This is a genomic window from Clostridium sp. (assembly GCF_051654825.1).
Taxonomy (GTDB): Bacteria; Bacillota; Clostridia; order Clostridiales; family Clostridiaceae; genus Clostridium.
Genome location: NZ_JBOFYU010000238.1, coordinates 18,140 through 37,313, shown reverse-complemented (window position 1 = coordinate 37,313; position 19,174 = coordinate 18,140). Strand labels below are relative to the sequence as shown.

16 protein-coding genes are annotated in these 19,174 nt (G+C 28.4%); 13 read left to right on the top strand and 3 right to left on the bottom strand.

All coding sequences use genetic code 11. The annotated features are described in order from the left end of the window. The first annotated feature begins 66 nt into the window (after window positions 1–66). From ACRDBA_RS14490 to ACRDBA_RS14455, 8 genes are all read left to right on the top strand, one after another. Entirely contained in the window at window positions 67–1,785 is a 1,719-nt protein-coding gene (locus ACRDBA_RS14490; RefSeq protein ID WP_438573641.1) for an ABC transporter ATP-binding protein, read from the top strand. Window positions 1,786–1,935: 150 nt separating this feature from the next. Further along, the gene (gene trxA, locus ACRDBA_RS14485) at window positions 1,936–2,250 is read left to right on the top strand and encodes a thioredoxin (RefSeq protein WP_438573640.1); all 315 of its coding nucleotides are present in this window, start codon (window positions 1,936–1,938) and stop codon (window positions 2,248–2,250) included. 18 nt (window positions 2,251–2,268) lie between these two features. Continuing rightward, complete coding sequence (locus ACRDBA_RS14480) at window positions 2,269–3,129, top strand: NAD(P)/FAD-dependent oxidoreductase (RefSeq protein WP_438573639.1); 861 nt, start codon at window positions 2,269–2,271, stop codon at window positions 3,127–3,129. Window positions 3,130–3,258: 129 nt separating this feature from the next. After that, complete coding sequence (locus ACRDBA_RS14475; RefSeq protein ID WP_438573638.1) at window positions 3,259–4,176, top strand: alpha/beta hydrolase; 918 nt, start codon at window positions 3,259–3,261, stop codon at window positions 4,174–4,176. Between the two features lie 173 nt (window positions 4,177–4,349). Further along, window positions 4,350–6,296, top strand: coding sequence for an HIRAN domain-containing protein (locus tag ACRDBA_RS14470; RefSeq protein WP_438573637.1), 1,947 nt, complete (start codon window positions 4,350–4,352; stop codon window positions 6,294–6,296). Window positions 6,297–6,399: 103 nt separating this feature from the next. After that, a complete protein-coding gene (locus ACRDBA_RS14465; protein ID WP_438573636.1) occupies window positions 6,400–7,380 on the top strand; it encodes a diaminopimelate dehydrogenase in 981 nt (326 codons plus the stop codon). Between the two features lie 126 nt (window positions 7,381–7,506). Further along, window positions 7,507–8,004, top strand: a complete 498-nt coding sequence (locus tag ACRDBA_RS14460) for a deoxycytidylate deaminase (RefSeq protein ID WP_438573635.1) — start codon at window positions 7,507–7,509, stop codon at window positions 8,002–8,004. A gap of 142 nt (window positions 8,005–8,146) precedes the next feature. Then, window positions 8,147–8,800, top strand: coding sequence for a deoxynucleoside kinase (locus ACRDBA_RS14455; RefSeq protein WP_438573634.1), 654 nt, complete (start codon window positions 8,147–8,149; stop codon window positions 8,798–8,800). Window positions 8,801–8,869: 69 nt separating this feature from the next. On the opposite strand, the gene ACRDBA_RS14450 is transcribed toward ACRDBA_RS14455, so the two are convergent. Next, a complete protein-coding gene (locus ACRDBA_RS14450) occupies window positions 8,870–10,774 on the bottom strand; it encodes an NAD(+) synthase (protein WP_438573633.1) in 1,905 nt (634 codons plus the stop codon). 343 nt (window positions 10,775–11,117) lie between these two features. On the opposite strand from ACRDBA_RS14450, the gene ACRDBA_RS14445 reads away from it, so the two are divergent. The 4 genes from ACRDBA_RS14445 to ACRDBA_RS14430 all read left to right on the top strand — a co-directional run bounded on the left by ACRDBA_RS14445 (window position 11,118) and on the right by ACRDBA_RS14430 (window position 13,397). Further along, window positions 11,118–11,549 (top strand): NfeD family protein, encoded by a 432-nt coding sequence (locus tag ACRDBA_RS14445; RefSeq protein ID WP_438573632.1) that lies wholly within the window; start codon window positions 11,118–11,120, stop codon window positions 11,547–11,549. Between the two features lies 1 nt (window position 11,550). Next, window positions 11,551–12,492, top strand: coding sequence for an SPFH domain-containing protein (locus ACRDBA_RS14440; RefSeq protein WP_438573631.1), 942 nt, complete (start codon window positions 11,551–11,553; stop codon window positions 12,490–12,492). 358 nt (window positions 12,493–12,850) lie between these two features. Further along, window positions 12,851–13,006: a zinc-ribbon domain-containing protein gene (locus ACRDBA_RS14435; protein ID WP_438573630.1), complete on the top strand. Its 156-nt coding sequence runs from the start codon at window positions 12,851–12,853 to the stop codon at window positions 13,004–13,006. 235 nt (window positions 13,007–13,241) lie between these two features. Continuing rightward, on the top strand, window positions 13,242–13,397 hold the full coding sequence (locus ACRDBA_RS14430) for a zinc-ribbon domain-containing protein (protein WP_438573629.1): 156 nt from the start codon (window positions 13,242–13,244) through the stop codon (window positions 13,395–13,397). Between the two features lie 58 nt (window positions 13,398–13,455). On the opposite strand, the gene ACRDBA_RS14425 is transcribed toward ACRDBA_RS14430, so the two are convergent. Further along, window positions 13,456–13,650, bottom strand: coding sequence for a hypothetical protein (locus ACRDBA_RS14425; RefSeq protein ID WP_438573628.1), 195 nt, complete (start codon window positions 13,648–13,650; stop codon window positions 13,456–13,458). Between the two features lie 12 nt (window positions 13,651–13,662). Further along, a complete protein-coding gene (locus ACRDBA_RS14420; protein WP_438573627.1) occupies window positions 13,663–13,851 on the bottom strand; it encodes a hypothetical protein in 189 nt (62 codons plus the stop codon). A 207-nt stretch (window positions 13,852–14,058) separates the two neighbouring features. Between ACRDBA_RS14420 and ACRDBA_RS14415 the strand changes: the two genes are divergently transcribed. Beyond that, window positions 14,059–19,122 (top strand): NPCBM/NEW2 domain-containing protein, encoded by a 5,064-nt coding sequence (locus ACRDBA_RS14415; protein WP_438573626.1) that lies wholly within the window; start codon window positions 14,059–14,061, stop codon window positions 19,120–19,122. The last annotated feature ends 52 nt before the right edge of the window (window positions 19,123–19,174 follow it).

The window sequence follows — 19,174 nt, the reverse complement described above, 5'->3', positions numbered from 1 at the left end:
ATTTCCATAGTAGATAAAATTTAACAATTGTATTACAATTAAATAAATTAAAAGGGGGAAGAAAGAATGAAGGAATTTATACAGTATTACAAGCCATATAAAAAGATATTTATTTTAGATATGTTAGTGGCTTTTATTGCAGCAGCATGTGATTTAATTTATCCAATGATGACTAGAACTATAGTTAATGATAGTATTCCGAATAAAAATATTAGAATGCTTTTTGTATTTGCTATAGCATTATTAGTTATTTACATAGTTAAGGCTTTTTGTGGCTATTTTATGCAATATTATGGACATGTCATGGGAGTAAAGATGCAAGGTGATATGAGAAGAGATATGTTTTTACATCTTCAAAAGTTACCTAATACATATTTTGATAATAATAAAACTGGTGACTTAATGAGTAGGATGATAAATGATTTAATGGATGTATCAGAACTTGCACATCATGGTCCAGAAGACTTATTTATATCTTTAGTGATGTTAGTTGGATCATTTACTATTTTATGTACAATAAACATACCATTAACATTAATAATATTTTTATTTGTTCCTATAATAGTAGTATTTACTTGGAAAAAAAGAAGTAAAATGATGAATGCATTTATGCAGACTAGAGTAGAAACATCAGAGGTTAATTCAACACTTGAAAATTCTATATCAGGAATAAGAATAACAAAGGCTTTTGTATCTCATAATCATGAAATTAATAAATTTGAAAAGGGAAATATTAAGTTTGAAAAGGCAAGAGGAAAAGCATACAAGGTAATGGCTGAATATTTTGCAGGGGTAAACTTTGGAGTAGATTTATTAGATTATGTAGTCTTGATTGCAGGGGGGATATTTACCTTTAAAGGAATTATTAATATTGGAGATTTTCTAGCATATTTATTATATATAAAATTGTTTACGCAACCTATTAAAAAGCTTATATCATTTATGGAGCAATATCAAAATGGTATGACAGGGTTTACTAGATTCATGAATATAATGAAGGAAGATTTAGAAAAGGAAAATAAGGATTCAATAGAAATAAATGATGTAAAAGGTGAAATTGAATTTAAGGATATACATTTTAGTTATGAAGATAAAAATATATTAGAAGGTATATCCCTAAAGATAGAAGCTGGAAAGAAATTAGCATTAGTTGGTCCATCTGGTGGAGGAAAAACTACTTTTTGTAATTTGATACCAAGATTTTATGATGTTACTGATGGTGATATCACAATAGATGGCAAAAGCATATACTATAATACAATAAAATCATTAAGAAATAATATAGGGGTGGTTCAACAAGAAGTATTTCTATTTACTGGTACAATAAAAGAAAATATTTTATATGGTAAGCAAGATGCAAGTGATGAAGAAGTAATAAAAGCAGCTAAGAGGGCTAATATTCATGAGTTTATTATTAAACTTCCAAATGGATATGAAACATTTATAGGAGAAAGAGGCGTAAAGTTATCAGGTGGACAAAAGCAAAGAATTTCTATAGCTAGGGTGTTTTTAAAGAATCCACCAATATTAATATTAGATGAGGCTACATCAGCATTAGATAATACAACAGAATACATGATACAAAAATCACTAGAGGAGCTTTGCAAGGGAAGAACTTCTATAATAGTTGCACATAGGTTATCTACGATAAAAAATGCAGATGAAATTGTTGTGTTAACTGATGAAGGAATAAAAGAAAAGGGAAGCCACGCAGAACTTCTAGGGAAAGATGGATTGTATAAAGAACTATATGAAGCTCAATTTTTAAATTTAGTAAATAATTAAATTAATATAATTAAAGAAATAATTTTTAAGAAATAGGGTAAAAATATTATGGTAAATAATAAATATGACCTATTGACTAAGAATTGTTATGGGTGTAAAATAAGGTATATTAAATGATACCCCTAAGGGGTATAAATAGGAGGAAATATTATGGTTCAACATGTATCAGCTGTAAATTTTAATGAGGAAGTTTTAAATTATAATGGAGTAGTTTTAGTAGATTTTTGGGCAACTTGGTGTGGGCCTTGTAAAATGATAGCTCCAATATTAGAGGAAGTAGCAAGCGAAGTTACAAATGCTAAATTTGTAAAGGTAGATGTAGATCAAAATCCAACACTTGCAAACAAGTATCAAATATCAAGCATACCAACTTTAATGGTATTTAAAAATGGTGCTCCAGTAGATATATTAGTAGGATTTAAACCTAAGGATGCTTTAAAAGCTGCAGTAGTTAAACACCTATAATTAGGAGAAGGTGATATTGTGGATGAAAGATATGATATTGCAATTGTAGGTAGTGGTCCAGCAGGACTTTCAGCTGCTTTAAATGCAAAAATCAGAAATAAGAAGTTTATTATATTTGGAAATAAAAATTTAACTAATAAATTAATAAAGGCTCCAAAGGTAAATAATTATTTAGGTTTCTTTGGAATGACAGGAGCAGATATAAAAGATAAATTTGAAGCTCATTTAGATTCTATGGAAATAGACATTACTGAAGAAAGAATAAATAATATTTATGCTATGGGAGATTATTTTTCATTAATGGTTAATGAAAAAGTTTATGAAGCAAAAACAGTTATATTAGCAACAGGTATGGAATATACTAAACCTTTAAAGGGAGAAGCAGAGTATCTTGGAAGAGGTGTAGGTTATTGTGCAACCTGTGATGCACCATTATATAAGGGCAAAACAGTAACAATTGTTGGTTATAATAAAGAAGCAGAAGAAGAAGCTAACTTTGTAAGTGAATTAGCAGGTCTTGTTTATTATATACCTATGTATAAGGGTGAATATGAGCTAAGAAGTAATATCGAAGTAGTTCAAGATAAGCCAGAAGAAATAGTTGGAGATTTAAAGGTTAATAAGATTATCTTAAAGGATTCAGAATTAGAAACAGATGGAGTATTTGTTTTAAAGGATTCAATTTCTCCAGGTCAGCTAGTTCCAGGCTTAAAAATTGAAGAAAATCATATTGATGTAGATAGGTTAATGAGGACTAATATTCCGGGATGTTTTGCAGCAGGAGATTGTGTAGGTAAGCCTTATCAATATATTAAATCTGCAGGAGAAGGAAATATAGCAGCATTAAGTGCAAGTCAATATTTAGATCAAAAGCGATAGAAAAATAGAGAGAAAGTTAAGTATATAACTTTCTCTCTATTTTTTTATAAATTTTTAATAGAGATAATAAATAGATTAATATATAATTATTAAATATAAAGGGACAGTTTAAATTAAGAGGTGATAATTGTGGAAATAGCAGTAGTTTTGTTAATAGTCATAGTACTTTTACTATGCTTTTTAGTTTATGTACGTAATAAGGCATTTAATGCAGCAATAATGGATACTAGAAAGTCAAAAGATGAAATGATAGAAGTAATGCTTAAAAGATTTGGTAGTGATTATAAGGATTATGAAAACATGGAGTATGAAGAAATAAAGGTTAAAAGCAAGGAAGGCTTTACTCTTAAGGGATATTATTATACTCCTAATGGTAATACAAATAAGGTAATGATAATACATCATGGATATACAGCTAATCACTATGTTTGCTTGCAGTTTGCAAAGATATTTTTTGATGAAGGTTTTAATGTGCTTTTAGTGGATATGAGAAGCCATGGTGAAAGTGAAGGGAAATATATTACCTATGGGGAATGGGAAAGAGAAGATTTAGATATATGGGTAAATTTAATTAGGGAAAAAGTAGGTAAGGATGGAGTAATAGGGCTACATGGTCAATCTATGGGTGGAGCTACTGTACTTATGTATGGTGGTAAATATGGTGATAAGGTAGATTTTATTATTTCAGATTGTGCTTATTCAAAGGGAAAAGAAATAGTGAGAGAGCAATTTAAAGAAAAAAAGGTTCCATTTTTCCCAGTATATCAAATATTAAATAGACATCTTAAAAAAGTATGTGAATTTGATATGGATAAAATATCTCCGTTAGATGATATAAAAAATAGTAAAACTCCTGTGCTTTTTATACATGGAACAGGAGATGAATTAGTTCCACATTATATGAGTGAGGATATGTTTAATGCAAAAAATGGAGAAAAGGATATGCTTTTATTAATTCCAGAAGGAAGACATGTAGGAGCATATTATAAAGATCCAATTAAATATAAAAATGCAATTTCAGATTTTTTAAAATCTGTCTTAGGATAGATATATAAATTGAAGAAAAAACTTATAAATGGTAAAATATTGATAATTACTCCTTACTTGGTTGTAAGGAGTTTTTCTTTTTAGTAATTTAAAAAGGGTTATTTGAATATAAAATTAATATAAGTGTGATAAGTAGTGAGATTTATAAGACTTTAGGTATGGGGGGATATAGGGTGCGAAAAGATGGTGAAAAATATTTATATGATGAGTTAAAAAGCTACTTACAGGTTAATGGATATAAAAGCTATGGGAGGCAAAATATTAAATATTCAGGAAAGTATGAGGCTGTTAATATATGCTTAAGTAAAAGGTATTCTTTTTCAGAGCAATTAATTCCAGCCACCACTTTATTGGGCCTTGTATATGAATATTTTCAGGATAATAATGAGGTAAATAGAAATAATATAGAATTCTTTTTAAATAATTATGAAATGGCTGATATATACTATGCATTTATTGAAAAACTAAAGGTAGCAATAAGTGAGGAAATAATATTAATTCAAGATGTATATAAAAATGGGATAGTATTTGCTACTAAAAGCAATAGTGCAGGGGAAATAAAACTAGGTTTAAGCTTATTAAGATTAAGTAATGAAGAAGAGGCCGTTGAAGTTTTTAAAACATTTTCTATTCATAATGACTATTCATTTTTTTGTATTGAAGCAATGAAGGAATTTAAGGGGAGTAATACATTTACATTTAATTTAGCTAAGATTGCAAAGGGGTATGGTAGGATTATTGCAATTTCAAAACTAGAAGTTATTTCTGATTCAATCAGAAATTGGATAATAGAAAAGGGTAGCGATAATAACTTTATGGAGGATGAGTTAGCAACATTAATTTTTAATAAGGTAGATATATCTTGGTATATACAAAACACTAGAAGAGATTCAAAAAAGTTTAATGTTTTATCAAAAATAATTATTAGATTATATAGAGGAAATGATTATTTTTCAAAGTGGTATAACTATGATTTGTTTTATGAATATGTTCATGAATTTAAAAAATATGGGAAAACATTTAATCAGTTATATTCTTTAGTGGCAGTATTAATATCTATAGAAGATTATAATAAGGATTCTATACTAGAAAGTATAGAGGTATATAATGATGTTATAAAAGAAACTACAACAATAGTAGAAGGAATAGAAGAAGTATTAAAAAATGATAAGTGGATAGAGGTTTTAAAAAATGAAATAGAGGCTGGGAAGATATCATCAGAAAAATTAATGAGTGTTGGATTATTGCTAAAATCTAATTTAGATTATGATGATATGTCTATATTATTAGGAAGAGATGTTTTTGATGAATATGCTTATAAATATATAATGGTAAAATTATTAGATGAAGATAAAATAAAGTTAATAGATTTTGTAGAAAAAATATTTATTAATAACAAAAATTTATTTAGCAAAGAAGAAATAGAAGTTAATGGTTATGAAGAGTACAAGGAAGATAGATGTCTAGAAATATTAATTAGTTATATGAATAATTTAACTATAAGATATTTAGATTTTAATATTAAGGCTTTAACATCAAGGAATAGAAAAACTAAGAGAAAGGCTTTAAAAAATCTTAGAATGTTTAGAGATGATTTAGATAAGGTGCAGGTTTCTAAGGTAAAGGAAATAGCAGATGAAGAATGGGATAAGAATTTTTCTATTATGTTATTAAAGCTAATAAGTGAAAGTATAGGGTCTAATGATATTATACATGAGGATATAAGTAAGCTAAAAGTTATTCCACATATAAAAGATGTTTACTTAACAAGGACTATGATTTCAGGACTTGACTATGGAGCAATAGCAAAATCAAATTTAAAGCTAGAAAGAGAATCAGTAGTGTACTTAAAAAGGGAAAGAGATAATCAATATGATAGAAATGCTATAGCGGTAGTATCAAAAACAGGATGGCATATAGGATATATACCAAGAAGGGAAAACTATATTTTAAAGAATTTAATGGATTCGAATAAAAAGCTATATGGGCTAGTAGAAGAAGTAGATAATGAGTCTAGAATTGTAAAAATACAAGTGTATTTAAGTTATAGTGATGTAGAAGAGGAAGTTAATGATATTATAAAGTTAATTTTAGCTAAAAAAAGTGAAATAATTAACTGAAAAAATAAAATTAAATATTCACAAATAATACTTTTTATGGTAACATTATTGATATAAATTATCAATTAGCAATAAGCAAAAATAAAACATTGGAGGTAAAATTATGATCAACAAGATAAGATTAGGAATTGTTGGATATGGAAATTTAGGAAGAGGAGTAGAACAATCTATAAATCAAAATCCAGATTTTCATTTAGAAGCAGTATTCACTAGAAGAGACGTTAATTCAGTAAAGACATTTGGGGCTAAGGTAGAAAAAATAGAAAATATAAAAGAGTATAAAGATAAAATAGATGTTATGATATTATGTGGTGGATCAGCAACTGATTTAATGGTTCAGGGGCCAGAGATAGCAAGTATGTTTAATACTGTAGATAGCTTTGATACTCATGCAAAAATTCCAGAGTATTTTGCAACTATGGATAAAATATCAAAGGAAGCAGGAAAGTTAAGCATTATATCAGTGGGATGGGATCCAGGATTATTTTCATTAAACCGTTTAATGGGACAAGTAGCTTTACCTAATGGAACAGACTATACTTTTTGGGGAAAAGGAGTAAGTCAAGGTCATTCTGATGCAATAAGAAGAATTGAAGGTGTTAAAAACGGGATTCAATATACAATTCCAGTTGATGAAGCTTTAGATAGAGTTAGATCAGGTGAAAATCCAGAATTAACTACAAGAGAAAAACATGAAAGAGTGTGTTATGTAGTTGCAGAAGAGGGAGCTAGCTTAAGTAAAATAGAAAATGAAATAAAAGGAATGCCTAATTATTTCTCAGATTATGATACTACAGTTAATTTTATAACAGAAGAAGAGTTAAGAGAAAAGCATTCAGGAATGCCACATGGAGGATTTGTTATTAGAACTGGTGTTACAGGAGAAGGAACTAATCAAAAAATAGAGTTTTCTTTAGCATTAGGAAGTAATCCGGAATTCACTTCAAGTGTTTTAGTAGCATATGCAAGAGCTATTTATAGATTAGCTAATGAAGGAAAAACAGGTTCAACTACAGTTTTAGATATACCATATTCATATCTTTCACCAAAGAGTGCAGAAGAACTAAGAGCTGAACTTTTATAACATAAGAGTATATTAGGCTAGAAAATTAAGAGGTTAATCTTGATTTTTTAGCCTTTTTGTTCTTAAATGAAATTATAAAGATAAAATAATATAAATTATATATAGATATATATGTAGGAGGCAAATATGAGCAAAAGAGAAAGATATTTATCTTGGGATGAATATTTTATGAGTGTAGCAGTTTTAGCCGGAATGAGGAGCAAGGATCCTAAAACACAAGTTGGAGCTTGTATAGTTGATGTAAACAATAAAATATTAAGTCAAGGGTATAATGGATTACCAGTTGGATGTTCAGATGATGAATTTCCTTGGGAAAGAGAAGGTGACTTATTAGATACAAAATATCCATATGTAGTTCATGCTGAATTAAATGCAATATTAAATTGTAGAGGAGCTAATTTAACTAATTCTAAAATATATGTTGCCTTATTTCCATGTAATGAATGTGCAAAGGCTATAATTCAATCAGGGATAAAAGAAGTTATTTATTTATCAGATAAATATTCTAATACAGATATAGTTAAGGCATCTAAGAGAATGTTTAAAGCTTCTAATGTCAAATTAACACAATTAGAGCCTAAAAATAAAAAAATTAATATATCTTTAGATTTAAATGACATTTAGATATTAGGTAGTTATACTATATATAGAATTTTATTTGTAATTCATACAACATATGGTATTAAAAAAATTTTATTAAAGACTTGAAAGTGACCAATATTTTTTGTAATATAGAAAAAGACAAAAAACAAAGGATAGGTGACGCATGTTGATAGTTGTTGGTGGTATGATAGGTCTAGGTAAAAGCTCAGTAGCTGAAATATTAGGAGAACACTTTAGTTCAGATGTGTTTTATGAAAGTGTAGATGATAATCCAATATTACCTTTATTTTATAGTGAAACAGAAGAGGAAATTCAAAAAAAGAGATACCCTTTCTTATTACAACTGTATTTTTTAAATACTAGATTTAAAAGTATTAAAGAAGCATTAGTAAATAATAATAATGTTTTAGATAGATCAATTTATGAAGATTGGTATTTTGCTAAAAAGAATATGGAACTTGGAAGAATAAATGATTTAGAGATGAAGATTTATGAAGATCTTTTAAATAACATGCTAGAAGAGTTAGAAGAATTACCAAAGAAGGCACCAGATGTAATGGTATATTTAAAAGGATCATTTGACACAGTTTTAAGCAGAATTGCTTTAAGAGGTAGAGAGTTTGAAATAGATGATAACTTAAAAGAATACTATCACTTCTTATGGAAAGACTATGACGCATGGGTAAACAATTATTATAAAGCATCAGAAGTATTAATAGTTGATATGGATACTATGGATGTTGTAAATAATGAAGAAGATAAGATAAAGCTAGTTAAAATGGTAGAAGAAAAGCTTAAGGAAGTTAGATGCATTTAATCTTTAATACATATATAAAATACCACAGAATATTATCTCCAAATATTCTGTGGTATTTTTGTTATTTTATTATTTAAAAGAATTAAAAGATGAATCAGATGGCATTCTCCAATCACCTCTAGGGCTAAGAGATATGCTACCAACTTTTGGTCCGTCAGGAAGAGCACTTCTTTTAAATTGTTGTGTAAAGAATCTATAGATAAATTTATCTAGCCATTTATTTATTTCTTCAGTACTATAATTATCTTTAAAAGCATGCTGTGCTAACATTTCAATTCTTTCTTTAGAAGATCCATTTTTAATAAAGTGATATAAGAAGAAGTCGTGTAATTCATAAGGTCCCACAATATCTTCTGTTTTTTGAACTATTTCACCTTTATCACTTTTTGGAAGTAATTCAGGACTAACAGGTGTATCTAATATATCTAATAATGTTTCAGATACATCTTTATTAGATTCTTTTTCAGCAACATATCTTACTAAGTATCTAACTAGTGTTTTAGGAATAGATGGGTTAACTGAATACATGCTCATATGGTCACCGTTATAAGTACACCAACCAAGTGCAAGTTCAGATAAATCACCTGTACCTATTAATAATCCACCTTCCTTATTAGCTAAATCCATTAATATTTGAGTTCTTTCTCTTGCTTGAACATTTTCATAAGTTACATCATGAATATCTGCATCATGTCCTATGTCTTCAAAATGTTGAAGTGCAGCCTTAACTATATTTATTTCTCTTAAATCACAGCCAAGTTCCCTACAAAGAACTAATGCATTGTTATAAGTTCTATCTGTAGTACCAAAGCCAGGCATAGTAATAGTTACAATGTTTTTATTATCAATATTTAATAACTTAAATGTTTTAACTACTACTAAAAGTGCTAGGGTAGAATCAAGACCTCCTGAGATTCCTATTACAGCCTTTTTTAATCCAGTATGTTCTAATCTTTTAGCAAGTGCAGCTGCTTGGATATTAAATATTTCCTTACATCTTTCTTCTCTTTCTTTTTCATTTGATGGAACAAATGGATGTTTATCTATAAATCTATCAAATTCTTTAATTTCTATATTATCGAATTTAAAGTTAATATATTTACCTTGGAAAGGAACTGTATTTTGAGCGTTTCTAAAACTAATATTTTTAAGTCTTTCACTATTTAGTTTAAATACATCTATACATGAATAAATAACTTGGTTATCTCTTTGGAATCTTTCATTTTCCTTTAGGATAGATCCATTTTCTGAAATTAAAAGATGACCACTAAATAATAAATCAGTAGTTGATTCATGAACTCCAGCAGAAGAATATATATAAGAAGACATACATCTAGCACTTTGGTTTGATACTAAACTTCTTCTATAATCAGCCTTACTTACTAATTCATTAGAAGCAGAAAGATTACCAATAATATTAGCACCTAATAATGAAAGATTTGAACTTGGTGGAATAGTTACCCAAAGGTCCTCACATATTTCAAATGCAAATTTAAAGTCTCTGCAAGTGAATATTAAATTAGTTCCAAATGGAATATCTTCTTGAAATGGTAAGCATACTTTCTTATCAATAAGTCCTAAGCCTTCGCTAAACCAACGTTTTTCATAAAATTCACTGTAGTTAGGAATATATGATTTAGGAACTATTCCTAAGATTTTTCCTTTAAAAATCACATATGCACAGTTATAAAGAATATTATTAAATATAAGGGGTGCACCTACAGATATTAAAATATCTAAATCTTTACTTTTAATTGTTAACTTTTCTATTGAATCTATAGCTTTGTTTAATAATTTAGATTGTAAAAATAAATCTCCACAAGTATAAGATGTTATGCAAAGTTCAGGAAAAACAATTGATTTTGCACCAGCTAATACAGCTTCATCTATACATTTGTTTATAGAATCTAAGTTATACTCTATATCAGCTACACGTGTAATAGGACATGCAGCAGCAACTTTTATAAAGTCCATAATTTTCACTCCATTCTTTAGTTTGTAATTTTATTCTACTACTTAATAGTATTAATCTTTAAACTTAATAAAATACACATAAGTAAATAATAAAAGGAAAACTATAGAAAATCAATAAGTGAAAGTTTAAAATGGACTTATGGAGTGATCTAATAATAATATTAAATATTAATAATAGGAAAAAACATATATTAATGATATAAAAAACTTTTATAAAGGTTATAAAAAAACTTATAAAAAGATAAAAATAATATTGTAATAATGTAAAAGGTAGTGTATAATAAGTTTAAAGATAAAGAAAACATATAAGATGGTTTATCAATTTAGAAAGGGGGTATAGAGAATGCTTTCAGTTATTACTTGGATTATTGTAGCTGTATTTGCAGTTGGAATAGATATTGCAACTAGTAGTTTTCTATTTTGCTGGTTTGCAGTTGGAGCTTTAGCAGCTATGATAGGCGCTTTATTTGGGGTAACAACTACGGTGCAAATTTTAATTTTCTTAGTTGTAAGTATAATAACAATTGCTATTTGCTATCCATGGGCAATGAAGAAGTTTAAAACTTCAATAAAAAGGACTCCTTTAATGGAAGAAACTTATATAGGAAGAGTTATTAAGGCAGAAGAAGACATAGAAAATAAGGCAAGAATAAAAGTTGACGGAATATATTGGGCAATACAAAATAATGGTAAAACTATAAAAAGAGGAAGTAATTTTATAATTACAGGTATAGAAGGAAATAAATTAGTTGTAAAAAAAGAGGAGGATATTTAATATGGCAGGATTCATTATTGGAATTGTAATTTTATTATTTGTTATATTTACAATTCTATCATCAATCAAAATAGTAAATACAGGATACTTATATGTAGTGGAAAGATTTGGGCAATATCATAGAACATTAGAGCCAGGATGGCATTTCTTAATTCCTTTTGTTGATTTTGTTAGAAAGAAAATTTCAACAAAGCAACAAATACTAGATGTACCACCACAATCAGTTATTACTAAAGATAATGTTAAAATTTCAGTTGATAACGTAATATTCTATAAGCTTTTAAATGCAAAGGATGCAGTTTATAATATTGAAGATTACAGATCAGGTATAGTATATTCAGCTACTACTAATATGAGAAATTTAATAGGTAATATGTCATTAGATGAAGTATTATCAGGAAGAGATAAAATAAATCAAGACCTTTTAAGTATTATTGATGAAGTTACAGATGCTTATGGTATTAAAATACTTTCAGTTGAAATTAAAAATATAGTTCCACCAGCTGAAATTCAAGAAGCTATGGAAAAGCAAATGAAGGCTGAAAGAGATAAGAGAGCAATGATATTACAAGCAGAAGGATTAAAAACTTCTCAAATAGAAAAGGCTCAAGGGGAAAAACAAAGTAAGATTTTATCTGCAGAAGCAGAAAAGGAAGCTAATATAAGAAGAGCAGAAGGTTTAAAAGAATCTCAATTATTAGAAGCAGAAGGTAAGGCTAGAGCAATAGCGGCAATAGCAGAAGCAGAGGCAGAAGCTATAAGAAAAGTTAATGAAGCTATTATCCAATCAGGAACTAATGAAACAGTTATTGCATTAAAGCAAGTTGAAGCTTTAAAAGAAATGGCTAACAGTCCAGCAAATAAGCTTATATTACCAAATGAAACTTTATCATCTCTTGGAAGTATAGCAGCTATTGCAGAAATGTTAAAAGAAAGTAAATAAATTATAAAATTAATGAATAAAAACCTTAGATAAGGATAATAATATTAATAACTCGAAAGGGTTACGTAGGTTTCTTTGCCGGTAGTTTTGCTACCGGTATTTTTTCTTAGCAAGTGCTTTAAAGTATTATTTAATAAGATTTAAGTATATAGTGAGTGCTTAATTAATAAAGTAATATCTAATATTAAATTATCTTTAAATATTACATAAAAAACTTGTTTTTATATAATATCTATGTTATTATGAGTAAAGTAACAAAAAGTTACAAAAAATTTTTTTAAAGATACATAAGTTCAAAATTAATCTCCATTAAAAGAGATTGGTTACTGATGTTACTCTTTGAAATGGAGGATTTAAAATGGAAGATAAGAAAATCGTTTGTAAAGATTGCGGAGCTGAATTCGTATTCACAGTTGGAGAACAAGAATTCTACAAAGAAAAAGGATTCGATAACGAACCAGTAAGATGCATGGATTGCAGAAGAGCTAGAAAAGCACAAAACAACAGAAGATAGTTTTTGTTGATTAAGTCATGAAGTTTAACTTCATGACTTTTTTATTATATATAATATTAAAATAAAAAATATATTATATATAATAAAAAATAGTAGTATTTTAAAGTAATATATGATATTATTAATTAGTAGTCATTAGACACGAAAATATTGTTTAAAGATTTAATAGAAATTGGCATTCTCCATTATAGAGATTGGTGAGTACTATATTAGTCTTTAAGATGGAGGATTTAAAATGGAAGATAAGAAGATATTATGTAAAGATTGCGGAAAAGAATTCATATTCACAGTTGGTGAGCAAGAGTTCTACAAAGAAAAAGGATTCGACAACGAGCCAGTAAGATGTATCGATTGTAGAAGAGCTAGAAAAGCACAAAACAACAGAAGATAGTTTTTGTTGATTTAAAGACTGTAGTTTTACTACAGTCTTTTTTTATTGTGTAAAATTATTAATCTTTAAAGCCGTAAGCAGAAGTTCTAGTAATATCTACAGCATTATTAACAGTAGATAATGTATCTTGAACCAATTGTTTATTTTCATTTCTTTCTACAGACTTTAAAGCTTTATTTAATAATTCTTGGGCGTGTATAGCATCCGATAATGCTTGGTTTAATTCACATTTTGCATTAGGTTTATGTCCCATTTAAATTTCCTCCTAATCCTTATAATTTTCTAATGTTGTTTGTGCTGAATTTAAAGCATTTCCCATTGCTTTTAAAGCTATATGGATTTCTTCTTTGTTTGATTCATCTTCAGCATGAATATAGGCTATATTTAAGTGTTCTTCACAAGCACATAATTCTTCTAATGCTTGTATTAAATTATCTTTTGCATTGTTATTCATTTTAAACACCACCCTTAAAATTAACTCATTTATATTTTGCCTATAAATAAGCTTAAAATTACTATCTAATGAAAAATTATTTGTATTATTAATTACTATTGGTGAATATATTTCCAAATAGAAGAGATAAATAAAAAAAATACATGAAATTGTAAATAAATTGAATAAATGGTAAAATATAAATAAAAACTATTTTAGGAGGTTAAGATGATTAAAAAAAGAGCAAAAAGTATTGCTTACACTTTAGCTATGAGTGTTTCATTATCCAATGTAATTGCTATAGCTCCAGTAAATGCAATAGAAAAAAATGAAAACGATATTTTAAAATCTTCAGAAGTTAGTGGATATAATTTAGAAGATATAACTACTTATATTGATGAAGAAAATTACACAGTAATAGATGTTAGTCAATTTGGAGCCGATCCATCAGGAAGAATGGATTCAGCTTCAGCCATAATTGAAGCTATTAAATACGCAAAAACTATTCAAGGACCAAAGAGAATTTACTTCCCAGAGGGAGAATATCATATTTGGCCAGAAAAAACTGAAAAGAGAGAATTATATATTTCTAATACAGTTGGAACTAACCAGGCTTATAAAAAGAAGAGTATAGGTATTTTAATAGAAGATATGAAAGATGTATTAGTTGATGGTGGTGGTTCACAATTTATTTACCATGGATTCCAAACAGCATTTGCTTCAATTAGATCTGAAAATGTTAAATTTGAAAACTTTGCTTTTGATTATGTAAATCCTAAAGTTGTAGATGTAACAGTTGAAGAAGTTGGAGTAGAAGATGGAAAAGGATATAGAACTATATATATACCTGAAACTTACAACTATAAAATAAGTAATAATGGAATAGATTGGTATGGTGAAGAAAGTCCAGTTACAGGAGTTCCATATTGGTCAGGAAGAAATTCCTTTAATTATACACAATATTATGATTATACAACTGGTGAAACAAGAAGGGGAAGTAATCCTTTATTTAGCAATGTAAGTTCAATTACTGATTTAGGAAATAACAGAATACAAATTAAGTATAATAATGCAACTAAGCCATCAGACTTAGGAAGATCTTATCAAATGAGAGAAACTACAAGGGATACAGCGGGTACATTTTTCTGGGAAAGTAAGGATGTTGTAGTTAAAGATGTAGACGTAAATTATCTACATGGATTTGGTTTTGTTGGTCAGTTTACTGAAAACGTTACAGTAGATGGTGTTGATTTTAGAGTAAGAAGTGGTTCGGGAAGAACTACAGCAAGCTTTGCTGACTATATTCAAATGTCAGGAATTAAGGGAAAGGTTAAAATAACTAATACGTCATTTTCTAATCCCCATGATGACCCTATAAATGTTCATGGTACTTACTTAGAAGTAAAGGAAAGAATAGCACCTAACAAGGTAAAGGTTAGATATATGCATAATGAAACAGCAGGATTCCCACAGTTTTATGTAGGGGATGATGTAGAGTTCTTTACAAAGACAACAATGTTACCTGTTGATGGTTCACAAGCTAAGGTTGTAGAAGTAGATGGTCCATCAGGTACAAGCTCTGATAAGAATTTAACTGATATTATAATAACATTAGATAAGGATTTACCAGAGGAAATAGTAGCAGGTTCTACTCATGTTGTAGAAAATATAACATATACTCCAGAAGTTGAAATAACTAATAATAACTTTATAGAAACTCCAACAAGAGGAATACTTGTTACTACACGTAAACCTGTCTTAATTGAAAACAACTACTTTGATGGAATGGGAATGTCTAGTATATTTATATCAAGTGATGCTCATCAATGGTATGAATCAGGTCCTACAAATAATGTAACTATTAAAAATAATATATTTGATAGATCAGCAGGACCTGTTATAGATTTTGGACCTACAAATCAAGTATATAATGAAAATAATCCAGTTCATAACAATATAGTTATTGAAGATAATATTTTTAATATAAATAATACAACTGTTTTAAAGGGTAAAAGTGTAGGGAATTTAGAGTTTAAAAATAATACAATAAATAGATATAATCCAAATGCTAAGGTTAATCTTGAAGGAGAAGATAAGGCTTTAAATATAGGTGATACGGCTAAGGTAACAGCTACTTCTACAGGAACAGCATTAGGAACACAATTATTTGAATTTAACGGTTCAAATAATATAAAAATAGAAAATAATAAATATGATAATGGATTAAATTTAAGAGTAAATACTTCAGCTATGAGTAATCCAGCTAATAATATTACTTTTGTTAATGATGATTTAAAGATTAATGAAAATAACAATATAAATCCAGGTGGAGTAGTTAAATATTATAGTAGCAATGAAGAAGTAGCTATAGTTGATGGAGAAGGTAATGTAACAGCCGTTGGAGAGGGAATAGCAACAGTTACTGCTTATTCAGAAGCACAATCAAAAGCTTATAAGTCTAATTCTGTAACATTTAATGTAGGTGGAGTAGAGGGTGAGGTGTCTAAAGAGGAAAGATTTTTAGATGCAGAATCAGCTTTAGAATACTTAAATGTAACAGGTATAGAAGGAATGCCAGAATTTGAGGAAGGTAAATTCTATTATATGCCTAATGGTTCAACAGAAAGCACTGAAATGCATTTAGATATTAAGGCAAAATCTAATAAAGCTAAATTAAGAATATTAGTTGATGGAAAAATAATTGCTGAAACTGAAGGGAATACTTATACAGGTACTATTCCTTTATCAGCAGGTGGTAATGGAGTTCAAATTTATTCAATAGCTGAAGATGGTGGCACTACAATGTATAGAGTCGCTGCAATACGTAGAGAAAATAATGATACTAGCCTTAAGGATTTATCTATAAATGGAGAAACTATAAATGGATTTAACCCAGAAAATACTTCTTATATTCATAGAGTAAGTGAAGAGGTGGAGTCTATTAATATATCTTCTATTAAGAACTATGATAAATCTAGAATGTTAATAACCTCTAATGGAAAGATTTATGGTGAAAGTGAAGGGGAAATTCCTTTAAAATCAGGAGTAAATGATATTTACGTAAAGGTTCAATCAGAAAATTATGCTGTAGATAATTACTATAAGATATCAGTAATTCGTAGTGATAAGTCAAATTCAAGCTTATTATCATTAGAAACTCCAAATAATAGATTAGATTCTGCTTTCAATCCAAATGAAAAAGAATATACTATTACTACAAGTAAGCAATTATTTGAATTAAATGCAGTTTCTCAAGAAGTGGGAGCAAGTATTGAGGTTAAGATAAATGATAAGGTATTTAAAGGTAATGGAGAAGTAAAAGCTAGTACTAATTTAATATCAGGAATAAATACAGCTAGAATAAAGGTTACATCAGAAGATGGAAAAAATATCACAGAATATATAATAAGCATTAATGCTATAGAAAAAGTATATATTTCAGACTTAGATTGGGAAGGAACATCTTCAGTTGGATGGGGAAGCTTTATGAGAGATAAATCACCAAGTGGAGGAGTTATTAGTCTTATAAAAGATGGTGAGCCTACTCAATTTGAAAAGGGAATAGGGGCCCATGCTCAGTCTACTTTAATATATGATATTGAAGGAAAGGGATATGAAACCTTTGAAGCTTATGCAGGAACAGATTATAGTCAATTTGGAAGCCAATATGGACATGTAACTTATAAAGTTTATATAGATGGAGTTGAAAGATTTAATAGTGGTGAACTTTCACCTAGATCGGAAGCTGCATATATAAATTTAGATGTTAGTGGAGCAAAGGAAATTAAGCTTGTTGCTGATAAGGGAGCTAATGATTATAATGATCATGCTGTTTGGGCAGATGCTAAATTCAAAAAGAGTTTTGAAGAAGAGGTAGCACCAGAGTCAGATGCTAGCCTAAGTGGAATTGAATTATCAAATGGACTAAAATTATCTCCAAATTTTGATTCGAAAATAAAAAACTATACAGTAGATGCAGGAAGCGATAGAGGTGGTATTTCTATAAAAGCTAATGCTACAAGAGAAGAATCAAAGGTATCAATAATAGCTAATGGTATAGAAACAGATTATGACAATGTGGCAGAAAGACCTATTTATTTAGATAAAAACCAAAACGAAGTAAAGGTTAAGGTAACTTCAAAGGATGGAACTATAAGTGAATACAATATTATTTTCAATAAACAAGTTTTATTAAATTCAAATTGGAAGGTTGAAAGACCTCTAGATGGATATATTAAGGTTCCTACAGATGGTAGTGATTCTGTTACTATTGAAACAGCTACAGAAGGGGGAATGTGGGCTACTGGAGAATCAGTTGAAAATATTATATTAACAGATGTAATTGAAGATGACTTTAATATAACTGTAAAAATGGATGGAACTACTGAGACAAGCTATGAAGAAGCTGGTATTATAATTTATAAGGATGTAAATAACTATACTGCTATTCAAAGAAAGCATGCTGGTGGTAATCCAAATATTATGTTAGTAAATGAGATAAATGGAGCTGCTACAGAAAATTCTAATATAGGTAATCCATCAGGAGGATCTATTTATCTTAAGCTTGAAAAGGTAGGAAGTAAAATAACTGGTTATTATTCACAAGATGAAATGAATTGGACTAAGGTATATGAGGTAAATAATAGTAGCTTAACTTCAGGTTATAAGGTTGGAGTAATAGCAACAGGTTCAACAGCGAGAACACCATTTACCTTTACAAACTTTAAAGTAAATAATGAAAATGTTAAGTTTACTAGTACTTTAACTGAAGTGCCAGAAGATTTTATTGTTGATTCAAAGGAGATTGAAGTAACTACTGATTTAAATAACCTGCCTAAATTACCAGAAGAAGTATTAGTTAAATACTTAAGTGGGGAAGGAATGGAAAAGGTTACTTGGGATGAAGTAAGCTTAGAGCAAGTTTCTAAGGTTGGTGAATTTATAGTAGAAGGAAAGATAGAAGGAACTATTGTAAAAGCAAAGGCTTTAGTAAAGGTAATAGATGATCCTTCAGAAGAAATAGTGGTTGATAAGGTAAGTGGGCTTGCTGCTAATAATGTTAAAAATAATAGTATAGATATTATTTGGAATAAGCCAAGTAGTACAGTAGGTTTAGAGGAATATGTAATTTATAAAGATGGTAAGATATTAGATAGAGTACCTGCAAATGAAACTAAATATACTATAAGTGAGTTAAGAAGTAATACTATTTATGGTATTAAAGTAACTACAAAATATTCAAATGGAGAAGAATCAAAACCAGTTTCAATTAATTGTAGAACAATAAAATAAAGATTATTTAACTAGGTATAATATATTTTTATACCTAGTTTTTTAGAAGAGG